Genomic DNA, 24,436 nt, shown 5'->3' on the forward strand with positions numbered 1-24,436 from the left:
TCGTTTCCGTCAGCAACGCTCGTTCATCAACGTCTGGATGTGCGCGTGAACCTGTATGGGCGCCTCAGCTCGAAGGATGTGCCCGGACATCTCGGGCATCGGCTGCCTGGTGTAATAGTCGGCGCAAACGAAACCGTCGACCCAACCATCGGCATACACCTGATAGTCGGATCTGGCGTCTCCGACTATCAGGGCTCGACCCGTCAGCCGGCCTTCCTTGCGCCATCGCTGCACGATGATACTTTTCCCTCTGCCGGGGTTTATCAACGGTGATGGCCTGGGGCACATTGCGCGCGAACCGGCCCAGAAAAGACGGTTGGCGATGACATTATCGGCTTGGATGTTCAGTGATCGAGCAATTGGGGTAATGCACTCCGTGTACCCTCCGGAGAGGATGTACACGTGCGTGCCCTCGCGTTGCAGGTTGTGCACTGTCTGCTCCAGGGACGGGTCGAGGCTGCCAATGATGGTATCGACATAGCGTTGAATATGATGCCTGCGGATATACGGGATCATTTTCATCACGCACAGCATTTCCCAGAAGCTGGCCTTGCCCGTCAACGCCTTGGGCGTGATCAGTTGCAGTTGCTCCAGCATTGGCTGGGCGTTCGGGCTTTCGCCAATGGCCGACTTGACGATCTCCAGGGTGCTTTCGTGGTTCACCAGGGTTTGGTCGAAGTCGAAAATGACATGGGTGTCGCGGTTCGTTGTCATGGGTGTGCCTGCGCATCTGTGCGACGGTAGTGGTGTTTGTCTTCTCGGGTCCACTGGGTTGCTGCGATGCCCAGGTGCTCGGCGATACGTGCTTGTATCAAGTCCGAAAATGCCTGGCCGCTTTGGTGTTCATTGCGCTCCAGCGGTTCCAGGTAGGTCATTTCGACGGTCATCCAAGGCATAGCCAGCAGGCGCAGGAAGCACGCCAGACCTGACGCATGAAGCGGGCTCGCCACCAGGCCAAAGGGCAGGATCAAGCGTCCCGCAAGTGGCACCACAGGCAACCCGCGGCTTAGCAGCCCGGGGCGGAAGCGATACAAGCCACGGCCATTGTTGATGGTTGCTTCGGGATTGGTGTAAAGGGCGGTGCCTTGGGGGGCGTCTCGCAAACTACGCAGGTTACGTGAAAACGTCTTTTTATCCGCGCCGTTCCAGACGCGGCCACCCGCGCACTTGATCAAAAGGAATGCAGTGACGCTGATAACCCTGTTGTAGCCGCTCGAGGCCACAAGTGTTGCGCCAGGCATCGCCAGTATGGCGAACGGATCAATAACGCTTACGTGATTGGCGGCCACCACACAACCGTCGGTCAGTGTTGCGATTTGTCGCGGTGAAAGTGCGCACCTGACCCTCAGGCCCATTATCCAGAGAATACCTCGGTATATGACGCGCTTGACGGCAAGTGGAAATGGCCAGGCTAACAGGCTTAGTACAACTATCAAGAACATGCGAAGGACGGCCAGCATGTAGCCGAAGACCATATACAGTTGCCTGGGGAAACTAGGATAAGCCCAGGTTTCTCGACTACAGAGGTCCGCTACGGATTGCAAAGGGCAAGCGGGAGCCGGTTGTGTTTTCAAGGGCGCGAATACTCAATGGTGATTTTCGTTAAGCGGACTGGGTGTGTTCAGGCTTTTTCATGCGGCGCGAGAACCGTGTGATTCGCTCGAGATTTGCCAGGCTTATTTCCTGGAACCGCTCACGTGTAAGATCAATTTTTATGTGAGGACCATAGGCGGTATCTATGACTTCTCCCGCCACTGCGGGCATGTGCAAAAATGCTTTGTTCATTTCTAGCGCACGGTGATGGTGGATATTGGTAAGCGTGTAGACCTGCTCAAATCCCAGTTGCTGGAAACCGTATTCGAGCGCCAGATGAATCGCAATAAAGGGGTAGGGCGTGCCCCAGTATTTCCTGAGGAAACGGTTGCCAAAGTTGATGCCATATTCTTTTTTTGCGAATCCTGCATAACCGATAAATGATCCTTCCACGCCCAGGCTTACAGCCCAGCGTGACCAGTCCTGATCGATAAGTTCTTTTGTGAATACCGAAATTTCATTGGCGGCGGCGTCTCTGCCCCGTGTAGTGCCGGCCGAAATGAACTTCATTGCCTCCGGATCAGCGAGCAGGTCGGCATAGCCTTCAATGTCCTGATCGTCCCAGCTCCTGATATGCACATTGTGCAATTGACTGAAGGATCTACGCATAGTCACCCCTTGTGTTTCGAACACATGATGGTTCGCTACCGGATAATTAAAATGTTACAGGGAGGATTTTCAGGGGAGATGTCGATAATGCAGAGGCGCGGATTCTTATCAGTGTGTAGGGGCTTGTGTAGCGTTTTGTGGGATGGGCTGAGCTTAGCCAAGAACTCTGAGTTACATCCTACAAATGGATGCAGTTCTCCGATCCTGGATTTTATTTTCAGGCCTATTGTTAAATGAAATGTCAGCCGCGCACCCCAGTGCTTTATTATTACGACTCCCTGATAACAGGACTCAAGGCTAATACAGCATGCTCGCCATTTTTCTTACGACGCTCACCATCACCGCGCCGGTGTTCGCCATGCTGTTCCTCGGGGTGCTGCTCAAGCGTATCAACTGGATCAACGACAACTTTATCCATACCGCCTCATCCCTGGTGTTCAACGTCACCATGCCGGCGCTGTTGTTTCTCGGCATCCTGCATGCCGACCTGCATTCAGCGCTCAAGCCGGGTTTGCTGATCTATTTTGCCGTGGCCACGCTGGTGAGCTTTGCCATGGCGTGGGGCTGGGCGATTCTGCGCTGCAAGCGCGAAGACCGGGGCATCTACACCCAGGGCGCGTTTCGTGGCAATAACGGGGTGATCGGCCTGGCGCTGGCTGCCAGCATGTACGGCGACTACGGTATCTCCCTCGGAGCGATCCTCGCGGCACTGGTGATCCTGTTCTACAACACCCTGTCGACCATTGTGCTGGCGGTATACAGCCCGGTGATCAAGTCCGACCCGTGGAGTATCTTCAAGAGTGTGGTGGCCAACCCGCTGATCATCAGCGTGTTCGTCGCGGCGCCGTTCGCCTATTTCCAAATCGGCCTGCCCGGATGGCTGGAAAAATCCCTGCAGTACCTGGCCGACACCACCTTGCCGTTGGCGTTGATCTGCATTGGCGGCACCCTGTCCCTGGCGGCGCTGCGCAAGAGCGGCAAGATGGCATTGAGCGCGAGCCTGATGAAGATGGTCTGGCTGCCGGTGATCGCCACAGGGGGCGCGTGGCTGCTGGGGTTCCGTGGGCCGGAATTGGGGATTCTGTTTCTGTACTTCGGCGCGCCAACGGCGGCGGCGAGCTTCGTGATGGCCCGGGCGGCCGAGGGTAATCATGAGCTGGCGGCGGCGATTATCGTGATCACCACCCTGATGGCGGCGGTGACCACGAACATCGGCATCTTTGTATTGCAGGCGGGCGGCTGGATCTGACCGTTACGGCTGGTCCGCCTGATACGCCTCAATCACTTCCTGCGCCGCGCGAAACGCATCGATGGCCGCCGGTACGCCGGCATACACCGCGCAATGCAGCAGCGCTTCGCGGATCTCTTCAACCGTACAGCCGTTGTTCAACGCGCCGCGCACATGGCCCTTGAGCTCCTGCGGGCATTTGAGCGCGGTCAGGGCGGCGAGGGTGATCAGGCTGCGCGTCTTGAGCGGCAAGCCCTCGCGATTCCACACACTGCCCCAGGCGTGTTCATTGACGAAGTCCTGCAGCGGCTGGCTGAACTCGGTGGCATTGCCCAGGGCACGGTCGACGAATGCGTCGCCCATCACCTGGCGACGCATTTCAACCCCTGGTTTTTTCTGACCGGTCATTGCGATTCCCTCTTGTGTTGACGGTGCCAGGCGCGCAGCGACGTGAACAACAGCACCACCACCAGCGCCGGCAAGACGTAAAACAGCATCAATTGTTCAAGTTGGGTGGCCAGCGGCATGCCGGTAGTAAATGCCATCACATGCAGCCCATACGCAAGGTACAGCCCCAGCAACACCAGCCCTTCGGCCCGCGTGACGCGGTAGCCGGTATAGAACACCGGCAGGCACAGGACGATGGCGCCGAGCATGACCGGCAGGTCGAAGTCCAGCGCGTTGGGCGAGACCGACAGCGGCGCAGGCGCCACCAGGGCGGTGAAGCCCAGCACGCCCAGCAGGTTGAACAGGTTGCTGCCGATCACATTGCCCACGGCAATCTCGCGCTCGCCACGCAGGGCGGCAATCAACGAGGTGGCGAGGCAGGGCAGCGAAGTGCCAACGCCGATCAGCGTCAGGCCGATGACGCGCTCCGACAAGCCCAAATCGCCCGCCACCTCCACGGCCGCACCCAGCAGCAAATGCCCGGCCAGCACCAGCACCAGCAACCCGCCGAGCATCAACAGCACGCTGCTCAGCCAGGGTGCCTTGGTCATGCTGGCCAGCGTGCGTGGACGACGCGAGTGGCGCGTCTGGTAGTGCAGCACGCCGAGGTAGGCCAACAGCGCAACCAGCAGCAGCAGGCCGTCGAACGGCGTCAGAGCCTCGTTGGCAGCCAGGACGAACACCAGCAGGCCGGCGACGATCATCACCGGAATATCCAGACGCACCAAATGGCGCGACACCCGTAACGGAATGATCAGCGCGGACAGGCCCAGGGTGACGAGGATATTGAAGATGCTGCTGCCGATCACGCTGCCCACGGCAATATCGGTGTTGCCGGCCAGGGTGGCCTGCAGGCTGATGGCCATCTGTGGCGCGCTGCTGCCGAAGGCCACGATGCTCAGGCCGATGATCAACGGCCGCACCTTGAGGCTGGCGGCCAGGCGCACTGCGGCCCGCACCAGGATTTCAGCGCCGACGATCAACAGCAGCAAGCCGCTGACCAGTTCCAGCAGGCTCCAGGGTGAGAGGGCGTTCAATCCAAAAATGCTCAAGGCTGCCTCGATCAGTTGTTCAGGGCTTGCAAACGAACCCGCGCGGTGCCGCTGCCGAGCATACGCAGTTGCTCGGCGGCCTTGCGTGAAAGGTCGATCAGACGTCCACGGGTATGGGGGCCGCGATCATTGATACGCACCACCACAGAGCGGTTGTTGTCGAGGTTGGTCACCTTGACCTGGGTACCGAAGGGCAAGCGCCGGTGGGCGGCGGTCAGGCCGTTCTGGTTGAACGCTTCACCGCTGGCGGTGCGTTTGCCATGGTGCTTGGCGCCGTAATAGGAGGCGGTGCCGGTTTCGTCATAGCCGTTGGGATCGATGAGGCCGCTGGCGCAACCGGTCAGCAGGGAAAAGACAGCCAGGAGGCCGAGTAGACGCTTCATTCCAGGTATTCCCGTATCAAATGTGGGAGGGGGCTCGCTCCCGATAGCGGTGGGCCAGTCACTGGTGTGTTGACTGAATCACCGCTATCGGGAGCAAGCCCCCTCCCACAGGAGGTCCGAGTCGAGCATGAACACTCACTCGGCTCCTTCACCGCTATCAGCCCTCAAGCTTGCTTTTGAGCAGTTCGTTGACCTGTTGCGGGTTGGCTTTGCCCTTGGACGCTTTCATCGCCTGGCCGACGAAGAAGCCGAACATCTTGCCGCGCTTGGCTTCGTCAGCCGCGCGATATTGTTCGACCTGCTCGGCGTTCGCCGCGAGCATTTCATCGAGCACGGCCGAAATAGCGCCGCTGTCGGTGACTTGCTTGAGGCCACGCTTCTCGATGATGTCATCGGCACTGCCTTCACCTGCGGCCATCGCTTCGAACACGGTCTTGGCGATTTTGCCGGAGATGGTGTTGTCCTTGATGCGCAGCAGCATGCCGCCCAGTTGTTCGGCGCTCACCGGTGCTTCGTCGATTTCCAGGCCCTGTTTGTTCAACAGGCTGCCCAGTTCGACCATCACCCAGTTGGCCGCCAGCTTGGCGTCGCCGGCAATGCTCACGACCTTTTCGAAGTAGTTGGCTTGCTCACGGCTGGACGCCAAGACGCTGGCATCGTAGACCGACAGGCCGAACTGCGCCTGGAAACGTTCGCGTTTTTGCTGTGGCAGTTCCGGCAGGGTGGCGCGGATATCGTTGAGGAACGAGTCCTCCAGCACCACCGGCAGCAGGTCCGGATCGGGGAAGTAACGGTAGTCGTTGGCTTCCTCCTTGCTGCGCATGGCGCGGGTTTCGTCTTTGTTCGGGTCGTACAGGCGCGTTTGCTGGATCACCTTGCCGCCGTCCTCGATCAGTTCGATCTGGCGACGCACTTCGCTGTTGATCGCCTTCTCGATGAAGCGGAACGAGTTGACGTTCTTGATCTCGCAGCGGGTGCCGAACTCGACCTGGCCCTTGGGGCGGATCGACACGTTGCAGTCGCAACGCAGCGAACCTTCAGCCATGTTGCCGTCGCAGATGCCCAGGTAGCGCACCAGCGCATGGATCGTCTTGACGTAGGCCACGGCTTCCTTGGCGCTGCGCATGTCCGGCTCGGAGACGATCTCCAGCAACGGCGTGCCGGCACGGTTCAGGTCGATACCGGTGGCGCCGGGGAATTCTTCGTGCAGGCTCTTGCCGGCGTCTTCTTCAAGGTGCGCACGGGTCACGCCGACACGTTTGATGGTGCCGTCTTCCAGCGGGATGTCCAGGTAGCCCTTGCCGACGATCGGCAGTTCCATCTGGCTGATCTGGTAGCCCTTGGGCAGGTCCGGGTAGAAGTAGTTCTTGCGCGCGAACACGTTGTGCTGGCCGATCTGGGCGTCAATCGCCAGGCCGAACATCACCGCCATGCGCACCGCTTCCTGGTTCAGCACCGGCAGCACGCCGGGCATGCCCAGGTCGACCAGGCTGGCCTGGGTGTTGGGCTCTGCGCCGAACGTGGTGGCGCTACCGGAGAAAATCTTCGATTGGGTGGCGAGCTGGGTATGAATCTCCAGCCCGATCACAACTTCCCATTGCATAGTGTTCTCCTCAGAAGCCGGTAGGGGTGCGGGTGTGCCAGTCGGTGTTCAACTGGTACTGGTGCGCCACATTGAGCAGGCGGCCTTCCTGGAAATACGGGGCGAGCAATTGCACGCCGACCGGCAGGCCATCGACGAAGCCGGCGGGCATGGACAAGCCCGGCAAGCCCGCGAGGTTGGCGGTGATGGTGTAGAGGTCTTCCAGGTACTCGGCGATCGGGTCGCCGGTCTTGGCGCCGATCTTCCAGGCCGGGTTCGGCGTGGTTGGGCCGAGGATCACGTCGACTTCTTCAAAGGCGGCCATGAAGTCGTTCTTGATCAGGCGGCGGATCTTCTGCGCCTTGAGGTAGTACGCGTCGTAGTAGCCAGCCGACAGGGCGTAGGCACCGACCATGATCCGGCGTTGTACTTCCACGCCGAAGCCTTCGCCACGGGAGCGCTTGTACAGGTCGGTGAGGTCTTTCGGGTTTTCGCAGCGATAGCCGAAGCGCACACCGTCGAAACGCGACAGGTTGGAGGACGCTTCAGCCGGGGCGATCACGTAGTAGGCAGGAATCGCGTGCTGGTTGTTCGGCAGGCTGATGTCCTTGATCACGGCGCCGAGCTTTTCCAGCTCCTTGATGCTGTTGTGCACCAAGTCGGCGATACGTGGGTCGAGACCGGCGCTGAAGTATTCCTTCGGCACGCCGATGCGCAGGCCCTTGAGCGACGTATTCAGGCTGGCGCTGTAGTCCGGCACCGGCTCATCGATGCTGGTGGAGTCCTGTTTATCGAAGCCGGCCATACCTTGTAACAATATTGCGCAGTCTTCAGCCGTGCGGGCCAGAGGTCCGCCCTGATCGAGACTCGACGCGTAGGCGATCATGCCCCAGCGGGACACGCGACCGTACGTCGGCTTCAAACCGGTGAGGTTGGTGAAGGCTGCCGGTTGGCGGATCGAGCCACCGGTGTCGGTGGCCGTGGCGGCCGGCAGGAAGCGCGCGGCAACGGCGGCGGCCGACCCACCGGACGAACCGCCGGGTACGTGGTCCAGGTTCCACGGGTTTTTCACCGCGCCGTAGTAGCTCGATTCGTTGGCCGAACCCATGGCGAATTCGTCCATGTTGGTCTTGCCCAGGGTCACGGCCCCGGCGGTGGCCAGCTTGGAGACCACGGTGGCGTCGTAGGGCGCCTTGAAGTTGTCGAGCATCTTCGAGCCGCAACTGGTGCGAATGCCCTGGGTGCAGAACAGGTCTTTGTGGGCGATCGGGGCGCCCAGCAGCGCGCCGTTCTCACCGTTGGCGCGACGCACGTCGGCGGCCTTGGCCTGGCTCAGGGCCAGCTCTTCGGTGAGGCTGATGAAGCTGTTGACCTTGGGATCCAGCGCGGCGATGCGCGCCAGGAGGGTCTTGGTCAGCTCTTCGGAAGAAAACGTTTTGTCGGCGAGACCGCGGGCGATCTCGGCCAGAGTCATGTGATGCATGAAAGGCTCTTTCCCTTTAGTCGATGACTTTCGGAACCAGGTACAGGCCGTTTTCGACCGCTGGTGCGATGGACTGGTAGGCCTCGCGGTTATTGCGCTCGGTCACGACGTCTGCGCGCAGGCGCTGACTGGCTTCCAGCGGGTGAGCCAGGGGCTCGATGCCGTCGGTGTCGACGGCCTGCATTTGGTCAACCAGCCCGAGAATGCTGTTCAGGGCTGCGGTGGTCTGTGGAAGATCGGCGTCATTGAGGCCAAGCGAGGCCAGATGCGCGATTTTTTCCACGTCGGAGCGTTCAAGCGCCATGGGATTCTCCAGTGGAAAACAGAACGGAAGGCGTCCGTGTGTTAGATTGTCGGAACACTACCGCATTTCTACGGTCATAAGGCCGCGATTGTGGGGGTTGGTGCACAGAAAGTCGGCCAATTTAGCACATTGGCGCCTTGCCCAAAATCCCTGTCGTTGTTAGAGTTTGCCGCACTTTTTTACCCACGCGTTGCCTAGGGTCCCTTTCCCATGTTCAAGAAACTGCGTGGCATGTTTTCCAGCGATCTTTCCATTGACCTGGGCACTGCCAACACCCTTATTTACGTGCGCGAGCGCGGTATCGTCCTGAATGAGCCATCGGTTGTGGCCATTCGGACCCATGGTAATCAGAAAAGTGTCGTTGCCGTTGGCACCGAGGCCAAGCGGATGCTCGGCCGAACACCAGGCAATATTGCTGCCATTCGTCCGATGAAAGACGGCGTGATCGCCGACTTCAGCGTCTGCGAGAAGATGCTGCAGTACTTCATCAACAAGGTTCACGAAAACAGTTTCCTGCAGCCCAGCCCTCGTGTGCTGATCTGCGTGCCGTGCAAGTCCACCCAGGTGGAGCGTCGTGCCATCCGTGAATCGGCCCTTGGTGCCGGTGCCCGCGAGGTGTTCCTGATCGAAGAGCCGATGGCCGCCGCAATCGGCGCCGGCCTGCCGGTTGAAGAAGCCCGCGGTTCGATGGTGGTGGATATCGGTGGTGGTACCACCGAGATCGCCCTGATTTCCCTGAACGGTGTGGTGTATGCCGAATCCGTGCGTGTCGGCGGCGACCGCTTCGACGAAGCGATCATCACCTATGTGCGTCGTAACTACGGCAGCCTGATCGGCGAATCCACCGCCGAGCGCATCAAGCAGGAAATCGGCACCGCTTACCCGGGCGGCGAAGTTCGCGAGGTTGATGTTCGCGGCCGCAACCTGGCCGAAGGCGTGCCACGTGCGTTCACCCTGAACTCCAATGAAGTGCTGGAGGCTCTGCAAGAGTCCCTGGCCACCATCGTTCAGGCGGTGAAGAGCGCCCTGGAGCAGTCGCCGCCGGAGCTGGCTTCCGATATCGCCGAGCGTGGCCTGGTACTGACCGGTGGTGGCGCCTTGCTGCGCGACCTCGACAAGTTGCTGGCCCAGGAAACCGGCCTGCCGGTGATCGTCGCCGAGGACCCGCTGACCTGCGTGGCGCGTGGCGGTGGTCGTGCACTGGAAATGATGGATAAACACACCATGGACCTGCTCTCCAGCGAATAAGCTTGCCTGGATGGTTCATGCTCGGTCAGCAGGCAGCACTTTGCAGTGCTGCCTGCTGGCGTTTATCTTCTTCAATCTGCATCCAGGCCGGTTTGATGCCGTATGAATAAAGAGAACATTTGCCTGGGAGGAGCGGCCTATTAAACCGCTCTTCGCCAAAGGCCCCTCATTGGGCGTGCGCTTGTTGGTGCTGACCGTGCTTTCGGTCGCGCTGATGGTGGTCGACGCCCGTTTTGCGCTGCTCAAGCCTGTGCGTAGCCAGATGTCGCTGGTGTTGATGCAGACTTACTGGATCACCGACCTGCCGCAACGTCTCTACCAGGGCGTGGCCAGCCAATTCGGCAGCCGCACCGAGCTGATTGCCGAGAACGAAAAACTCAAGACCGAAAACCTGCTGTTGCAGGGCCGCATGCAAAAGCTCGCGGCCCTTACCGAGCAGAACGTGCGGCTGCGCGAGTTGCTCAACTCTTCGGCATTGGTCAACGAAAAGGTCGAAGTGGCCGAGTTGATCGGCATGGACCCCAACCCCTTTACCCATCGCATCATCATCAACAAGGGTGAGCGCGACGGCGTGGTCCTCGGCCAGCCGGTGCTCGATGCCCGTGGCCTGATGGGCCAGGTGGTTGAATTGATGCCCTACACCTCACGCGTCTTGCTGCTGACCGACACCACCCACAGCATTCCGGTGCAGGTCAATCGCAACGGTTTGCGCGCGATTGCCAGCGGCACCGGTAACCCGGAACGCCTGGAGTTGCGGCACGTGGCCGATACCGCTGACATCAAGGAAGGCGACCTGCTGGTCAGCTCCGGCCTGGGTCAGCGCTTCCCGGCGGGCTACCCGGTGGCGACGGTCAAGGAGGTCATCCACGATTCCGGCCAGCCGTTTGCCATTGTGCGTGCCGTACCGACCGCCGCGCTGAACCGCAGCCGCTATCTGCTGCTGGTGTTCAGCGACAACCGCACCCCGGAAGAACGCGCCAATGACGCCGCGCAGGCCCAGGAAGCGGAAGACAAGCAGAACGGCACCGCGCCTGTGATTCCCGCCACCGTGCCGAAACCGGCGTTCGTGGGGCCACCGGCGCCTGCGGCCGTACCCGCAACCGCACCCCCCGTCGCCACACCGGCCAAGCCCGCTGCACACAGCGCGCGCCCGGCGAAACCGGCGGCGACAACCGCCCCGGCCACCACGCGGCAGAGGGAGCAATAATGGCCAGTACTCATTCGCGCAATGGCTGGATTGTCTGGCTGACGTTCGCCATCGGCCTGTTGCTCAGCGTTTCACCGCTGCCGCAATTCATGGAAATCCTGCGCCCGCTGTGGCTGGCGCTGCTGCTGGCATTCTGGTCGTTGAACCTGCCGCACAAGGTAGGCATGGTCACGGCGATGTGCCTGGGCTTGGCGGAAGATGTGCTCTATGGCACCTTGCTCGGCCAGAATGCGTTGATCCTCACCCTGATCACCTTCCTGGTGCTGTCGTTGCAGCAGCGCTTGCGCATGTTCCCGATGTGGCAGCAGTGCCTGGTGATCCTGGTGATCTTCGGCCTGGCGCAGTTGGTTCAGCTCTGGCTCAGCGCCCTGACCGGCAATCGCCAGCCTACTCTCGCGCTGGTATTGCCGGCCCTGGTCAGTGCATTGCTATGGCCTTGGGTCAGCTTTGGCCTGCGCGGGCTACGTCGTCGCTACAAAATCAATTGACGGATTGCGAGGCTCTGCCTGGTTACCGAACCCTACAGGGAGAGTCTGCAATGAATGTGCTTTATCTGGCCTCGGGTTCCCCGCGGCGACGTGAGTTGTTGACCCAGATCGGTGTGCCTTTCACCGTGGTCAGCGCCGCCATCGATGAAACGCCTCTTATTGACGAAACCCCCGTCGCCTATGTCGAGCGCCTGGCTCGAAGCAAGGCAGCGACGGGTCTGGCTGCGCTCGAGCACAGCGCAGGCATCTGCGTGTTGGGTGCCGATACCGCTGTGATCGTGGATGGCAGGATTCTTGGCAAGCCGGTGGATCAGGCCGATGCCTTGGCAATGTTGATGGCCTTGGCGGGGCGCGAGCATGAAGTCCTCACGGCCATCGCCGTTACCGACGGCCAGCGCTGTGAAACCCGCTGTGTAAGCAGTCGCGTGGGGTTTCGTGAGATTTCTGTCCAGGAGGCTACGACCTACTGGCACAGTGGCGAACCCCAGGACAAAGCCGGCGGCTATGCTATCCAGGGGCTGGGCTCGGTGTTCGTGAGCGGACTCAATGGCAGCTATTCCGCCGTAGTCGGCCTGCCGGTGTGCGAAACCGCGCAACTGCTCGGCCAATTCGGCATACCCTGTTGGCAAAACCTTACCGCGCGCTGAACGCCTCTACTTGCGCGCCAAGCCATAAGCGATCGGTCACTATTGTGAAAACGCCTGAACGAGACCCAGCCATGAGTGAAGAGATTCTGATCAATATCACGCCGATGGAATCGCGCGTGGCGGTGGTAGAGAACGGTGTTCTGCAAGAAGTGCATGTGGAGCGCACCCAGAAGCGCGGGATCGTCGGCAACATCTATAAAGGCAAGGTGGTGCGCGTATTGCCGGGCATGCAGGCGGCGTTCGTCGACATCGGCCTGGACCGCGCCGCCTTCATTCATGCTTCGGAAATCTCCCTGCGTGAAGGCCCGGCGGTGGAAAGCATCAGCGCTCTGGTGCACGAAGGGCAGAGCCTGGTGGTGCAGGTCACCAAGGACCCCATCGGTTCCAAGGGCGCCCGGCTGACTACCCAGCTGTCGATTCCGTCGCGGTACCTGGTGTATATGCCGCGCACCGCCCATGTCGGTATTTCCCTCAAGATCGAGGATGAGGCCGAACGCGAGCGCCTGAAGAAGGTGGTCAGCGACTGTGTAGCCGCCGAGGGCATCAAGGAAGCCGGTGGTTTTATCCTGCGCACCGCCGCCGAGGGCGCGGGCGCCGATGAAATCCTGATGGATATCCGCTACCTGCGGCGTCTGTGGGACCAGATCGCGGCGCAGATTCAAACCATTGGCGCGCCAAGTGTCATCTATGAAGACCTTGGCCTGGCGTTGCGTACCTTGCGCGATCTGGTCAGCCCGAAAATTGAGAAAATTCGCATCGACTCGCGGGAAACCTTCCAGCGCACCACGCAATTTGTCGCCGAGCTGATGCCGGAAATTGCCGACCGCCTCGAGCATTATCCGGGCGAGCGACCGATCTTCGACCTGTATGGCGTCGAAGACGAAATCCAGAAAGCCCTGGAGCGCAAGGTCCCGCTCAAGTCCGGTGGCTACCTGGTGGTGGACCCGGCAGAAGCCATGACCACCATTGACGTCAACACGGGCGCGTTCGTGGGGCACCGCAACCTCGAAGAGACCATCTTCAAGACCAACCTTGAAGCTGCCACGGCGATTGCGCGCCAACTGCGCCTGCGTAACCTGGGCGGCATCATCATCATCGACTTCATCGACATGGAAGACGCAGAGCACCAACGCCAGGTACTGCGCACCCTCGAAAAACAGCTGGAACGCGATCACGCCAAGACCAACATCATCGGCATCACTGAGCTGGGCCTGGTGCAGATGACCCGCAAGCGCACCCGCGAGAGCCTTGAGCAAGTGCTGTGCGAACCCTGCAGCAGTTGCCAAGGCCGGGGTAAATTGAAAACCCCGGAAACGGTCTGCTACGAAATTTTCCGTGAAATCCTACGGGAGGCACGCGCCTATCAGGCCGAAGGTTATAGAGTGCTCGCCAACCAGAAAGTGGTCGATCGCCTGCTCGACGAAGAGTCGGGCAACGTCGCCGAACTGGAGGGGTTTATTGGGCGCACTATTCGTTTTCAGGTTGAAACCATGTATTCCCAGGAACAATACGACGTGGTGCTGCTCTGATCCCCATTCGTTTTTCTTTTCCGAGACCGACAGGCAATGATCTGTCGTCCGACTACCGCTTGAGGGTCGCCTGACATGGAGCGTCTGATACGCTTTTTTGCCGCATTGACCCGTTGGGGGCTGGGCCTGTGTGCCTTGCTGCTGGTATTGGCTGCGGTGTACGTGAGCCTGGGGCGTGAATTGACCCCGCTGGTGGCCGAATACCGCGCTGAAGTCGAAACCAAGGCCCAGACTGCGGTGCAGATGCCGGTGCATATCGGTAGCCTCGAAGGCCGTTGGAGTGGCTTTGCGCCGGTATTGCTGGCCCACGACGTGATGGTCGGCGAGGGTAGCAGCGCGTTGCGCCTGGACCAGGTCGAGGTGGTGCCCGACCTCTGGGCCAGCCTGACGGCCCGTGAAGTACGCATCGCCCATCTGCAAGTCAGCGGCGTGCAGCTGAGCGTCAAGGAAGACAAGGACGGTCGCTGGGCGCTGCAGGGCTTGCCGTTACAGGACACCCCGTCACTGGACCCGCAACAACTGCTCACCCGTATGCAAATGGTCAAGCGCGTCTCGGTGCTCGACAGCCAAGTGACCTTGCAACCGTTCGACCGGGCGCCGGTGACCGTGACGTATGTGGGCCTGAGCCTGCACACCGGTATGGCCCGGCAACGCCTGGACGCACGCCTGACGCTACCCGACGGCCAACCGCTCGCCCTGAGCCTGCGCAGCCGCATACGCGCCAGCCAATGGAAAGACGCCGAGGTCGAGGCCTACCTGAGCCTGCCTCAAAGCGACTGGGCCAAGTGGATTCCGAGCCGGCTGACCCAACAATGGAAGCTCACCCAGCTCAAGGCCGGCGGTGAGTTCTGGCTCAACTGGGCCAATGGCACCGTGCAAAGCGCGGTGGTGCGCCTCAATTCGCCGCAGGTAAAGGGCAGCTACGCCGAGCGCCAGCCGGTGCATATCGAAAACCTGGCCCTGACCGCGTATGTGCAACGCAGCGACAGCGGCCTCAAGGTGCTGTTGGATTCGCTGGCGATGAACATCGGCGAAACCCGTTGGGAATCGCGCATGCAACTGCAGCAGAGTCTGGCCACCGATGACGCCCAGGAAGTGTGGAAGCTTCAGGCCGATCGGCTCGACCTGATCCCCATTACGCCATTACTCAATGCCCTGGCGCCGCTGCCGGAAGGGTTCGCCAAGGCTGTCGAGCACCTGAAAGCCACCGGCTTGTTGCGCAATGTGCTGGTGGACTTTCGCCCCCAGGACACCACCGATCAAAAAGTCAGTTTTGCCGCCAACCTCGAGCGTGTCGGTTTTGACGCGTACTTCGGCGCGCCGGCTGCGCGCAATGTGTCCGGCAGCATCAGCGGCGACCTGGGCCATGGCGAGTTGCGCATGGACAGCAAGGACTTCTCCCTGCACCTGTTCCCGATCTTCGCCAAGCCATGGCAATACATCCAGGCTAATGCGCGCCTGACCTGGACGTTGGACAAGCAGGGCTTCACCCTGATCGCGCCGTATATCAAGGTGTTGGGGGAGGAAGGCAAGGTCGCGGCGGATTTCCTGATTCGCCTGCATTTCGACCATAGCCAGGAGGACTACATGGACCTGCGGGTCGGCATGGTCGATGGCGATGGTCGTTTTACCCCCAAGTATCTACCGGCAGTGTTGAGCCCGGCGCTGGATGAATGGTTGCGCACGGCGATCCTCAAAGGCGCGGTAGACGAAGGTTTTTTCCAGTACCAGGGCTCCTTGAGCCACAACGCGGTGCCGGCTTCGCGCAATATCAGCCTGTTCTTCAAGGTGCATGATGCCGAGCTGGCCTTCCAGCCGGGTTGGCCCCATGTGAACAAGGTCAATGGCGAGGTGTTCGTCGAGGAAAGCGGCGTGCGTATCCTGGCCAGCAAGGGCCAACTGCTCGATACCCAGGTCAAGGACGTCTACGTCAATATCCCCCACGCGCCGGCCGGCAAGGACAGCCACCTGCTGCTCACCGGCGGATTTTCCGGTGGTTTGGGCGACGGTTTGAAAATCCTTCAGGAAGCCCCCATCGGTACCGCATCCACCTTTGCGGGCTGGAAGGGCGAGGGCAACCTGCAAGGCAGTCTGGACCTGGACGTGCCCCTGGCCAAGGGCACCGAGCCTAAGATCGTGGTCGACTTCAAGACCGACAAGGCGCGCCTGCAACTGGCGGAGCCCACCCTGGACCTGACCCAGCTCAAGGGTGACTTCCGTTTCGACAGCGCCAAGGGCCTGAGCGGCCAGAATATTTCGGCCCAGGCGTTCGACCGTCCGATCACCGCGCAGATTTTTGCCGAGGGCACACCCGGCAATATCAACACCCGCGTTACCGCCAAGGGGCAGGTGACGGTCAAGCGGCTCACCGACTGGTTGAAAATCAGCCAGCCGCTGCCGGTGTCCGGCGATATTCCGTACCAGTTGCAGGTGATCCTGGACGGCGCGGACAGCCAGTTGATGGTCAACTCCAACCTCAAGGGCGTCGCAGTGGACCTGCCGGCGCCGTTTGGCATGCCGGCGAGCCAGGGCCGTGACAGCACGTTCCGCATGACCTTGCAGGGCGATGAACGGCGTTACTGGTTTGACTACGGTGAGCTGGCGAACTTCACGTTTGCGGCACCGCCGGACAACTTCAATGAGGGCCGCGGCGAATTGTTCCTCGGCGATGGCGACGCGGTGTTGCCCGGCGCCAAGGGCCTGCGCATTCGCGGGGTGCTTTCGGAGCTGGACATCGACCCGTGGAAACAACTCGCCAACCGCTACGCCGGTAACGATCCGGGCGGCAATGCCAAGCAACTGCTCAGTGGCGCTGATTTCAAGGTAGGCAAGCTGACTGGGTTTGGTACTCAGTTCGATCAGGTCAAACTGCAACTGGATCGCAAGCCCGTGGCCTGGGGCCTGCAGTTCGACAGCCAGCAAGCCAAGGGCACGGTCAACCTGCCGGACGCGAAGGGCGCACCTATCGCAATCAATCTGCAGTACGTGAAGCTGCCTGCGGTCGACCCGACCGTACAGGCGGACGAGAACGCGCCGGACCCGTTGGCCGATGTCGACCCCAAGGATATTCCGGCATTGGATATCGCCATCGATCAACTGTTCCAGGGCCCAGACCTGGTGGGCGCCTGGTCGCTGAAAGTCCGGCCGACCGCCAAGGGCCTGGCCTTCAACAGCCTGGACCTGGGCCTCAAGGGCATGCAACTCAACGGCGCCGGTGGTTGGGAAGGCGCGCCGGGGGCCAGCAGCAGTTGGTACAAAGGGCGACTGGACGGCAAGAACATCGCCGACGTGCTCAAAGGCTGGGGCTTTGCGCCTACGGTGACCAGCGAGGACTTCCATCTGGACGTGGATGGCCGTTGGCCCGGTTCGCCCGCGTGGGTCGGGCCCAAGCGGTTCTCCGGTAGCCTGGACGCAGCGTTCCGTAAAGGCCAGTTCGTGGAAGTGGAAGGTGGTGCCCAGGCATTGCGGGTGTTCGGCCTGCTTAACTTCAACTCCATCGGCCGCCGTTTGCGCCTGGATTTTTCCGACTTGCTCGGCAAGGGCCTGAGCTATGACCGGGTCAAGGGCTTGCTCGCAGCCAGTAACGGCGTGTTCGTGACCCGTGAGCCCATCACCATGACCGGGCCGTCCACCAACCTTGAGCTGAACGGCACCCTGGATCTGGTGGCGGATCGCGTCGATGCCAAGTTGCTGGTGACGCTGCCGGTCACCAACAACCTGCCTATCGCGGCGTTGATTGTCGGCGCGCCGGCCATTGGCGGCGCATTGTTTCTGATCGACAAGCTGATCGGTGACCGGGTGTCGCGCTTCGCCAGCGTGCAGTACACCGTGCAAGGCCCGTGGAAAGACCCGAAAATCACCTTCGACAAGCCATTTGAAAAGCCAAACTGAGAGGCTGTGGAGTAGCATGGCCCCATGCCCTTTACGGAGTGTCGGCCCATGTCCTTTGCGGTAATTCAAATGGTCAGCCAGAGTGACGTGCTGGCGAACCTGGCCCAGGCTCGCCGCCTGCTGGAACGCGCGGCGGCGGATGGCGCCAGGCTTGCGGTACTGCCGGAAAACTTCGCCGCCATGGGCCGCCGTGACATGGCTGACATTGGTCGGGCCGAGGCCCTGGATGAAGGCCCGATCCTGCCATGGTTGAAACAGGCCGCCCGCGACCTCACCTTATGGATAGTGGCCGGCACACTACCGTTGCCACCCAAGGACCAACCGAACGCCAAGCCCAACGCCTGTTCGCTGTTGATCGATGACCGCGGTGAAATCGTCGCTCGCTACGACAAGCTGCATTTGTTCGATGTGGATGTGGCGGATGCCCGGGGTCGTTATCGCGAATCCGACGACTATGCTTTCGGAAGCAACGTGGTGGTGGCGGATACGCCGGTGGGGCGCCTGGGGCTGACGGTGTGCTATGACCTGCGCTTCCCCGAGCTGTACAGTGAGCTGCGCGCGGCGGGGGCTGAGTTGATCAGCGCGCCCTCGGCGTTTACGGCGGTGACCGGGGCCGCGCATTGGGATGTGCTGATTCGTGCACGGGCCATCGAAACCCAGTGTTACCTGCTGGCGGCTGCCCAGGGCGGTGTGCACCCGGGGCCACGGGAAACCCACGGGCACGCGGCAATTATCGACCCCTGGGGGCGGGTGTTGGCCCAACAGGATCAAGGCGAAGCGGTGTTGGTGGCCGAACGCGACAGCAAAGAACAGGCGTCGATACGGGCGCGCATGCCGGTGGTCAATCACCGGCGCTTTTTCTCGCAGGGCGCACAGCGACCTGCTTCAGAACGATGAATTTAAGGCCAAACCTATGAGCGAGTTGTTGTCCTCAGTCAGTGAACATCTCCTGGCACCCGGTGGCGTGACCATCGAAAGTCTGCAAACCGTGCTGGGCGATCTGGCCGGACCCGGCATCGACGCGGCCGACCTGTATTTCCAAGGGCAGATTTCCGAGTCCTGGGCGTTGGAAGACGGCATCGTCAAGGAAGGCAGTTTCAACCTTGATCAGGGTGTAGGCGTTCGCGCGCAATCCGGGGAAAAAACCGGTTTTGCTTACAGCAATGCCATTACGTTGGAGGCCCTGGGCCTGGCTGCGCGTGCGGCCCGTTCGATTTCCCGCGCCGGCCAGAACGGCACGGTGCAGGCGTTCAGCACCCAGGACGTGGCGCAGTTGTACGCGCCGGATAATCCGCTGGAAGTGATCAGCCGCGCGGAGAAGGTCGAGTTGCTCAAACGAGTCGACGCGGCGACCCGCGCCCTGGACCCGCGCATCCAGCAGGTCACCGTGAGCATGGCCGGCGTGTGGGAGCGCATCCTCGTCGCGTCTACCGACGGCGGGCTGGCGGCAGATGTGCGGCCACTGGTGCGTTTTAACGTGAGTGTGATCGTCGAGCAGAACGGCCGCCGCGAGCGCGGCGGCCATGGCGGTGGCGGGCGCACCGATTACCGTTATTTCCTCGCCGAGGACCGCGCCATGGGTTATGCCCGTGAAGCCTTGCGCCAGGCACTGGTCAACCTGGAAGCGATTCCGGCGCCGGCCGGTACCTTGCCGGTGGTGCTGGGTTCGGGTTGGTCCGGTGTGCTGCTGCACGAAGCCGTGGGCCATGGGCTGGAAGGCGACTTCAACCGCAAGGGCAGTTCCGCCTACAGCGGGCGCATGGGCGAGATGGTTGCGTCCAAGCTGTGCACCATTGTCGATGATGGCACCTTGGCCGGTCGCCGGGGTTCGTTGAGTGTGGATGACGAGGGCACGCCCACGGAGTGCACCACCCTGATCGAAAACGGCGTACTCAAGGGCTATATGCAAGACAAGCTCAACGCCCGCCTGATGGGCGTGGCGCGCACCGGCAACGGTCGCCGCGAATCCTATGCCCACCTGCCCATGCCCCGCATGACCAACACCTACATGCTCGGTGGCCAAAGCGATCCGGCAGAAATCATTGCGTCGGTGAAGCGCGGCATCTATTGCGCCAACCTCGGTGGCGGGCAGGTGGATATCACCAGCGGCAAGTTCGTGTTTTCCACCAGCGAGGCGTACTTGATCGAAGACGGCAAGATTACCGCACCGGTCAAGGGTGCGACGTTGATTGGTAATGGGCCGGAGGCCATGAGCAAGGTGTCGATGGTCGGTAACGACCTGTCGCTGGACAGCGGCGTGGGCACGTGCGGGAAGGATGGGCAGTCGGTGCCGGTGGGCGTGGGCCAGCCAACCTTGAAAATCGATGCGATAACCGTGGGTGGCACGGGCTCGTAAGCCCGCAAGCTTCGGGTGGCGAAGGTCGCCACCCGGGGAAGAGGATCAGCGCAGGCCGCGTTGAGTCTCGTCCAGCTCACGGATGTATTTGAAGATTTTACGGCTGGTGGCCGGCGCCTTGTTATGCGCCATTTCATGTTGGGCTTGACGGATAAGGGAGCGCAATTGCTGGCGGTCCGCTTCCGGATAGTCCAATACGAATTTTTCCAGCACGGCGTCATCGCCCTCGATCAGGCGGTCACGCCAACGCTCCAGGTTATGGAAGCGTTCGTTGTACTGGCGAGTGGAGGCATCGGTTTGATCGAGCAAGGCCAGAATGGCGTCAGTATCCTGATCGCGCATCAGCTTGCCGATAAACATGATGTGCCGTTTGCGCGCGATATTCGCGGTGTGCTTAGGCGCATCGGCCAAGGCCCGACGCATTTCGTCGGTCAGTGGCAGTTTTGCAATCAAGTCCTTTTTGAGCGTTGTAAGGCGCTCGCCAAGGTCAACCAGAGCATGCAGCTCACGTTTGACCTGGGTTTTGCTTTTCTCCCCATCGAGGGAGTCGTCGTAAGAATCAACCATGGTGGCAGTCCGCAAAGAAACGCCGCCATGATAACCAGTCGGGGGCCGCTTGTCCGGCCCGGTCGCTCGATGGCCTTAACCGAGAGCAGAATTTGAGTGGAGAAAACCATGAGTGCAGCCCAAAGCGTCGGTCCGCAAGCGTTACCGGCACTGCAGGAACAAGTCGAGCAGATTCTTGCCGAAGCCAAGCGCCAGGGGGCCAGCGCCTGTGAGGTAGCGGTGTCACTGGAGCAGGGACTGTCGACTTCGGTGCGTCAGCGGGAAGTGGAGACCGTAGAATTCAATCGCGACCAAGGGTTTGGGATTACCTTGTATGTGGGCCAGCGCAAAGGTTCGGCCAGTACCTCGGCCAGTGGCCCGGAGGCGATCCGCGAGACCGTTGCCGCCGCGTTGGCAATCGCCAAGCACACCTCTGAGGATGAAAGCTCGGGCTTGGCCGACAAAGCGTTGATGGCCAAGGACCTGCAGGATTTCGACCTGTTCCACGCCTGGGATATCACGCCTGAGCAAGCCATCGAACAGGCGCTGACCTGCGAAGCAGCGGCGTTCGACGCCGATGCGCGTATCAAGAACGCCGACGGCACCACGCTGAGTACCCACCAGGGCTGCCGTGTCTACGGTAACAGCCATGGTTTTATCGGTGGCTATGCGTCCACGCGTCACAGCCTGAGTTGCGTCATGATCGCCGAAGCCGGCGGCCAGATGCAGCGTGATTACTGGTACGACGTGAGCCGTCAAGGCGAGTTGCTGGCCGACCCGGTAAGCATTGGTCAGCGTGCAGCGCAGCGTGCAGCCAGCCGCTTGGGCGCACGCCCGGTGCCCACGTGCGAAGTGCCGGTACTGTTTTCCGCCGAATTGGCCGGTGGTTTGTTCGGTAGTTTTCTTGGGGCGATTTCCGGCGGCAACCTGTATCGCAAATCTTCATTCCTCGAAGGCGCGATCGGCCAGAAGCTGTTCCCGGAGTGGTTGACCATCGACGAGCGCCCGCACCTGATGCGCGCCATGGGCAGCGCCTCGTTCGACGGCGACGGCCTGGCCACGTATGCCAAGCCGTTCGTTGAGAAGGGCGAGCTGGTGTCTTATGTATTGGGCACCTACGCTGGCCGCAAGCTTGGCCTGCCAAGCACCGCCAACTCCGGCGGCGTTCACAACCTGTTCGTCACCCATGGCGATGAAGACCAGGCGGCGCTGTTGCGTCGCATGGGACGCGGCCTGCTGGTGACCGAATTGATGGGCCAAGGGCTGAACATGGTGACGGGTGACTATTCCCGTGGCGCGGCCGGGTTCTGGGTGGAAAACGGTGAGATTCAGTTCGCCGTCCAGGAAGTGACGATCGCCGGCAACATGCGCGATATGTTCAAGCAGATCGTGGCCGTGGGTAACGACCTGGAGCTGCGCAGTAATATCCGCACGGGCTCCGTGTTGATCGAACGGATGACTGTCGCCGGTAGCTGACCTGCAACGTTTCACCAAAAAGGCGCGCCATATCGATGATGGCGCGCCTTTTTTTGTGCCGCTGGCAGAGAGGATTAATCGGCTGTTCTTGTTTTGATTCTTAATATCATTTAATAATGAATATCATTACTGGATGAGTGTGGATCATGAGTTCTGTCTTGCATGAGGACCCGTACCTGGAAAGTTGGCGGTGGATGAGTCGTCAGATTCGCTGCGGCCTCGACCCCAATGAACCTCGCCTGATCGAACATTACCTCAATGAGGGACGATACCTGGCGTGTTGCACCGCGACCCACCCGTGGACGATCGCCGAAACGTCATTTCGATTGCTCATCGACACCGCCAACGATATCGCGCTGCCCTGGCATTGGCGCTCCTCGTGTCTGGACCAGGCTTGGCGCCCGCTGCGTGACCTGGAAAAACTCTCCCACTGTGCCTGCCGCCTCAAGCGCTGGCAGGCCTTCGCCTGGCAATTGGCGACCTGCCAATTGCTGCCATCCCTCTCTCACGCCGACTTGGTGCAAGGATCTGATGATGAGTAACACCCGTATCGAACGCGACAGCATGGGCGAACTGCAAGTCCCCGCCGAGGCCTTGTACGGTGCGCAAACCCAGCGCGCGGTGAACAACTTTCCGATCAGCCATCAGCGCATGCCTGCGCAGTTCATTCGCGCGCTTATCCTGGCCAAGGCCGCTGCCGCCAGGGCCAACGTCGACCTCAAGCAAATCAGCGAAGGGCAGGGCAAGGCGATTGTCGATGCTGCCCAAGGCTTGCTGGAAGGCGACTACATGCAGCACTTTCCGGTGGATATCTTCCAGACCGGCTCCGGCACCAGCTCCAACATGAATGCCAACGAAGTGATTGCGACCCTGGCCAGCCGGTTGCTGGGCGAGGTGGTAAACCCCAATGACCACGTCAACTGCGGACAAAGCAGCAACGACATCATCCCGACCACCATTCATGTCAGCGCCGCGCTGGTGCTGCACGAGCAAACACTGCCGGCCTTGCTGCACCTGGTGCAGGTGATCGAGCAAAAGGCCGAAGCGGTCCACCCGTTTATCAAGACCGGTCGTACTCACTTGATGGATGCCATGCCGGTGCGCATGAGCCAAGTGCTCAATGGCTGGGCGCAGCAGCTCAAGGCCAATGTCGGCCACCTGCAAGACCTGCTGCCGGCGCTGCAGGCGCTGGCCCAGGGTGGCACGGCGGTCGGCACCGGCATCAACGCACACCCTGAGTTTGCCGCACGTTTCAGCCAGCACCTGAGCCAGCTGACCCAGGTGACGTTCACGCCGGGCAAGAACCTGTTTGCGTTGATTGGCTCCCAGGACACCGCCGTCGCCGTCTCCGGCCAGTTGAAAGCCACCGCTGTATCGCTGATGAAGATCGCCAATGACCTGCGCTGGATGAACTCCGGCCCGTTGGCCGGCCTCGGCGAAATCGAGCTGGAAGGTCTGCAGCCGGGGTCGTCGATCATGCCGGGCAAGGTCAATCCGGTAATCCCGGAAGCCACGGCCATGGTGGCTGCCCAGGTCATCGGCAACGACACGGTGATCACCGTCGCCGGCCAATCGGGCAACTTCGAGCTGAACGTGATGCTGCCGATCATCGCCCAGAACCTGCTCAGTAGCCTGGAGTTGCTGGCCAACGCCAGTCGTTTGCTGGCGGACAAGGCCATTGCCAGCTTCAAGGTCAACGAAGCCAAGCTCAAGGAGGCGTTGTCGCGCAACCCGATCCTGGTCACTGCCCTCAATCCGATCATTGGTTACCAAAAGGCCGCTGAAATCGCCAAGCAGGCTTATCAGCAGGGTCGTCCGGTGATCGATGTCGCCCTCGAACACACCGACTTGCCGCGCAGCCAACTGGAAGTCCTGCTGGACCCGGAAAAGCTCACGGCCGGCGGCGTGTAATCACCGACCCTGCTTTGGAGGCTCACCATGGAGCACTGGAAACGCACGATCGAACGGGCCAATCGCTGCTTTATGGCGGGCGAGCTGGTAGACGCCCGCGAGGCCTACTTGCAAGCCCTGGCCCTCGCCCAGGTGTTGTTCGAACGCTGGGCGGATGCCGACGAAGCCGTGGCGGCTTGCGTCATTTCCCATCACAACCTGGCAGACCTGCACCTGCGCCTGAACCAGCCTGAGGAAAGCGCGGAATACCTCTGCGCCATTCACCAGCGCCTGCTGCAGACCATGCAGGACGCGCGGCTCAGTCCGCAGTTGCGCGAGGCAGCGTTGCGCCAGAGCAGTAAAACCTATGTTGAACTGTTGAATTTCATCAGCGATCACGGCGAGTACCCGCGCACCCATCGCTTGCTGGGCGGTGCCGCGTCGCAACCGACCCCCTCTCACTATGGAGCACATTGA

23 protein-coding genes are annotated in these 24,436 nt (G+C 61.0%); 13 read left to right on the forward strand and 10 right to left on the reverse strand.

Annotation, left to right across the window (positions count from 1 at the left end; all coding sequences use genetic code 11):
• Positions 1-9: 9 nt before the first annotated feature.
• The 3 genes from C4J93_RS04380 to C4J93_RS04390 all read right to left on the reverse strand — a co-directional run bounded on the left by C4J93_RS04380 (position 10) and on the right by C4J93_RS04390 (position 2,202).
• Positions 10-714 (reverse strand): HAD family phosphatase, encoded by a 705-nt coding sequence (locus C4J93_RS04380; RefSeq protein ID WP_124428685.1) that lies wholly within the window; start codon positions 712-714, stop codon positions 10-12.
• Positions 711-1,475: a hypothetical protein gene (locus tag C4J93_RS04385; protein ID WP_124428686.1), complete on the reverse strand. Its 765-nt coding sequence runs from the start codon at positions 1,473-1,475 to the stop codon at positions 711-713. Before C4J93_RS04385 ends, C4J93_RS04380 begins: the two co-directional genes overlap by 4 nt.
• Positions 1,476-1,602: 127 nt before the next feature.
• Positions 1,603-2,202: a GNAT family N-acetyltransferase gene (locus tag C4J93_RS04390; RefSeq protein WP_124428687.1), complete on the reverse strand. Its 600-nt coding sequence runs from the start codon at positions 2,200-2,202 to the stop codon at positions 1,603-1,605.
• Between the two features lie 307 nt (positions 2,203-2,509).
• Here C4J93_RS04390 and C4J93_RS04395 point away from each other — a divergent pair, with 307 nt between their 5' ends.
• Positions 2,510-3,451 (forward strand): AEC family transporter, encoded by a 942-nt coding sequence (locus C4J93_RS04395; protein WP_124428688.1) that lies wholly within the window; start codon positions 2,510-2,512, stop codon positions 3,449-3,451.
• A 3-nt stretch (positions 3,452-3,454) separates the two neighbouring features.
• On the opposite strand, the gene C4J93_RS04400 is transcribed toward C4J93_RS04395, so the two are convergent.
• The 6 genes from C4J93_RS04400 to gatC all read right to left on the reverse strand — a co-directional run bounded on the left by C4J93_RS04400 (position 3,455) and on the right by gatC (position 8,681).
• Entirely contained in the window at positions 3,455-3,838 is a 384-nt protein-coding gene (locus C4J93_RS04400) for a carboxymuconolactone decarboxylase family protein (RefSeq protein ID WP_065896475.1), read from the reverse strand.
• Positions 3,835-4,881, reverse strand: a complete 1,047-nt coding sequence (locus tag C4J93_RS04405) for a calcium/sodium antiporter (RefSeq protein WP_256660184.1) — start codon at positions 4,879-4,881, stop codon at positions 3,835-3,837. The genes C4J93_RS04400 and C4J93_RS04405 overlap by 4 nt, the downstream gene beginning before the upstream one ends.
• 59 nt (positions 4,882-4,940) lie before the next feature.
• Positions 4,941-5,312, reverse strand: coding sequence for a septal ring lytic transglycosylase RlpA family protein (locus C4J93_RS04410; protein WP_124428689.1), 372 nt, complete (start codon positions 5,310-5,312; stop codon positions 4,941-4,943).
• A 157-nt stretch (positions 5,313-5,469) separates the two neighbouring features.
• A complete protein-coding gene (gene gatB, locus C4J93_RS04415) occupies positions 5,470-6,915 on the reverse strand; it encodes an Asp-tRNA(Asn)/Glu-tRNA(Gln) amidotransferase subunit GatB (RefSeq protein WP_124406282.1) in 1,446 nt (481 codons plus the stop codon).
• Between the two features lie 10 nt (positions 6,916-6,925).
• Entirely contained in the window at positions 6,926-8,377 is a 1,452-nt protein-coding gene (gene gatA, locus C4J93_RS04420; protein ID WP_124406283.1) for an Asp-tRNA(Asn)/Glu-tRNA(Gln) amidotransferase subunit GatA, read from the reverse strand.
• 16 nt (positions 8,378-8,393) lie between these two features.
• Positions 8,394-8,681 (reverse strand): Asp-tRNA(Asn)/Glu-tRNA(Gln) amidotransferase subunit GatC, encoded by a 288-nt coding sequence (gene gatC / locus C4J93_RS04425; protein ID WP_005784804.1) that lies wholly within the window; start codon positions 8,679-8,681, stop codon positions 8,394-8,396.
• A 210-nt stretch (positions 8,682-8,891) separates the two neighbouring features.
• Here gatC and mreB point away from each other — a divergent pair, with 210 nt between their 5' ends.
• The 8 genes from mreB (at position 8,892) to tldD (ending at position 20,047) form a co-directional block, all read left to right on the forward strand.
• Positions 8,892-9,929, forward strand: a complete 1,038-nt coding sequence (gene mreB, locus C4J93_RS04430) for a rod shape-determining protein MreB (protein WP_002555108.1) — start codon at positions 8,892-8,894, stop codon at positions 9,927-9,929.
• A gap of 139 nt (positions 9,930-10,068) precedes the next feature.
• Positions 10,069-11,136: a rod shape-determining protein MreC gene (mreC, locus tag C4J93_RS04435; RefSeq protein ID WP_124428690.1), complete on the forward strand. Its 1,068-nt coding sequence runs from the start codon at positions 10,069-10,071 to the stop codon at positions 11,134-11,136.
• Complete coding sequence (mreD, locus tag C4J93_RS04440) at positions 11,136-11,624, forward strand: rod shape-determining protein MreD (RefSeq protein WP_124361299.1); 489 nt, start codon at positions 11,136-11,138, stop codon at positions 11,622-11,624. Before mreC ends, mreD begins: the two co-directional genes overlap by 1 nt.
• A 50-nt stretch (positions 11,625-11,674) precedes the next feature.
• Positions 11,675-12,271: a nucleoside triphosphate pyrophosphatase gene (locus C4J93_RS04445; protein WP_124428691.1), complete on the forward strand. Its 597-nt coding sequence runs from the start codon at positions 11,675-11,677 to the stop codon at positions 12,269-12,271.
• Between the two features lie 71 nt (positions 12,272-12,342).
• Positions 12,343-13,800 carry a ribonuclease G gene (rng, locus tag C4J93_RS04450; RefSeq protein WP_124361301.1) on the forward strand — a complete coding sequence of 486 codons (1,458 nt, stop codon included), beginning with the start codon at positions 12,343-12,345 and terminating at the stop codon, positions 13,798-13,800.
• Positions 13,801-13,875: 75 nt separating this feature from the next.
• Positions 13,876-17,691 (forward strand): YhdP family protein, encoded by a 3,816-nt coding sequence (locus C4J93_RS04455; RefSeq protein WP_124428692.1) that lies wholly within the window; start codon positions 13,876-13,878, stop codon positions 17,689-17,691.
• Between the two features lie 48 nt (positions 17,692-17,739).
• Positions 17,740-18,588, forward strand: a complete 849-nt coding sequence (locus tag C4J93_RS04460) for a carbon-nitrogen hydrolase family protein (RefSeq protein ID WP_124428693.1) — start codon at positions 17,740-17,742, stop codon at positions 18,586-18,588.
• A gap of 16 nt (positions 18,589-18,604) precedes the next feature.
• Positions 18,605-20,047, forward strand: a complete 1,443-nt coding sequence (gene tldD / locus C4J93_RS04465; protein ID WP_124361304.1) for a metalloprotease TldD — start codon at positions 18,605-18,607, stop codon at positions 20,045-20,047.
• 45 nt (positions 20,048-20,092) lie between these two features.
• On the opposite strand, the gene yjgA is transcribed toward tldD, so the two are convergent.
• Positions 20,093-20,614, reverse strand: a complete 522-nt coding sequence (gene yjgA / locus C4J93_RS04470; protein WP_124361305.1) for a ribosome biogenesis factor YjgA — start codon at positions 20,612-20,614, stop codon at positions 20,093-20,095.
• A gap of 108 nt (positions 20,615-20,722) precedes the next feature.
• Between yjgA and pmbA the strand changes: the two genes are divergently transcribed.
• From pmbA to C4J93_RS04490, 4 genes are all read left to right on the forward strand, one after another.
• Complete coding sequence (gene pmbA, locus C4J93_RS04475) at positions 20,723-22,069, forward strand: metalloprotease PmbA (RefSeq protein WP_124428694.1); 1,347 nt, start codon at positions 20,723-20,725, stop codon at positions 22,067-22,069.
• A gap of 146 nt (positions 22,070-22,215) precedes the next feature.
• Entirely contained in the window at positions 22,216-22,611 is a 396-nt protein-coding gene (locus C4J93_RS04480) for a FagA protein (RefSeq protein WP_124403089.1), read from the forward strand.
• The gene (locus tag C4J93_RS04485) at positions 22,604-23,980 is read left to right on the forward strand and encodes a lyase family protein (RefSeq protein ID WP_124428695.1); all 1,377 of its coding nucleotides are present in this window, start codon (positions 22,604-22,606) and stop codon (positions 23,978-23,980) included. The genes C4J93_RS04480 and C4J93_RS04485 overlap by 8 nt, the downstream gene beginning before the upstream one ends.
• Before the next feature lie 27 nt (positions 23,981-24,007).
• Positions 24,008-24,436, forward strand: coding sequence for a hypothetical protein (locus C4J93_RS04490; protein WP_124428696.1), 429 nt, complete (start codon positions 24,008-24,010; stop codon positions 24,434-24,436).

The organism is Pseudomonas sp. R2-37-08W (assembly GCF_003851705.1).
Classification (GTDB): Bacteria; Pseudomonadota; Gammaproteobacteria; order Pseudomonadales; family Pseudomonadaceae; genus Aquipseudomonas.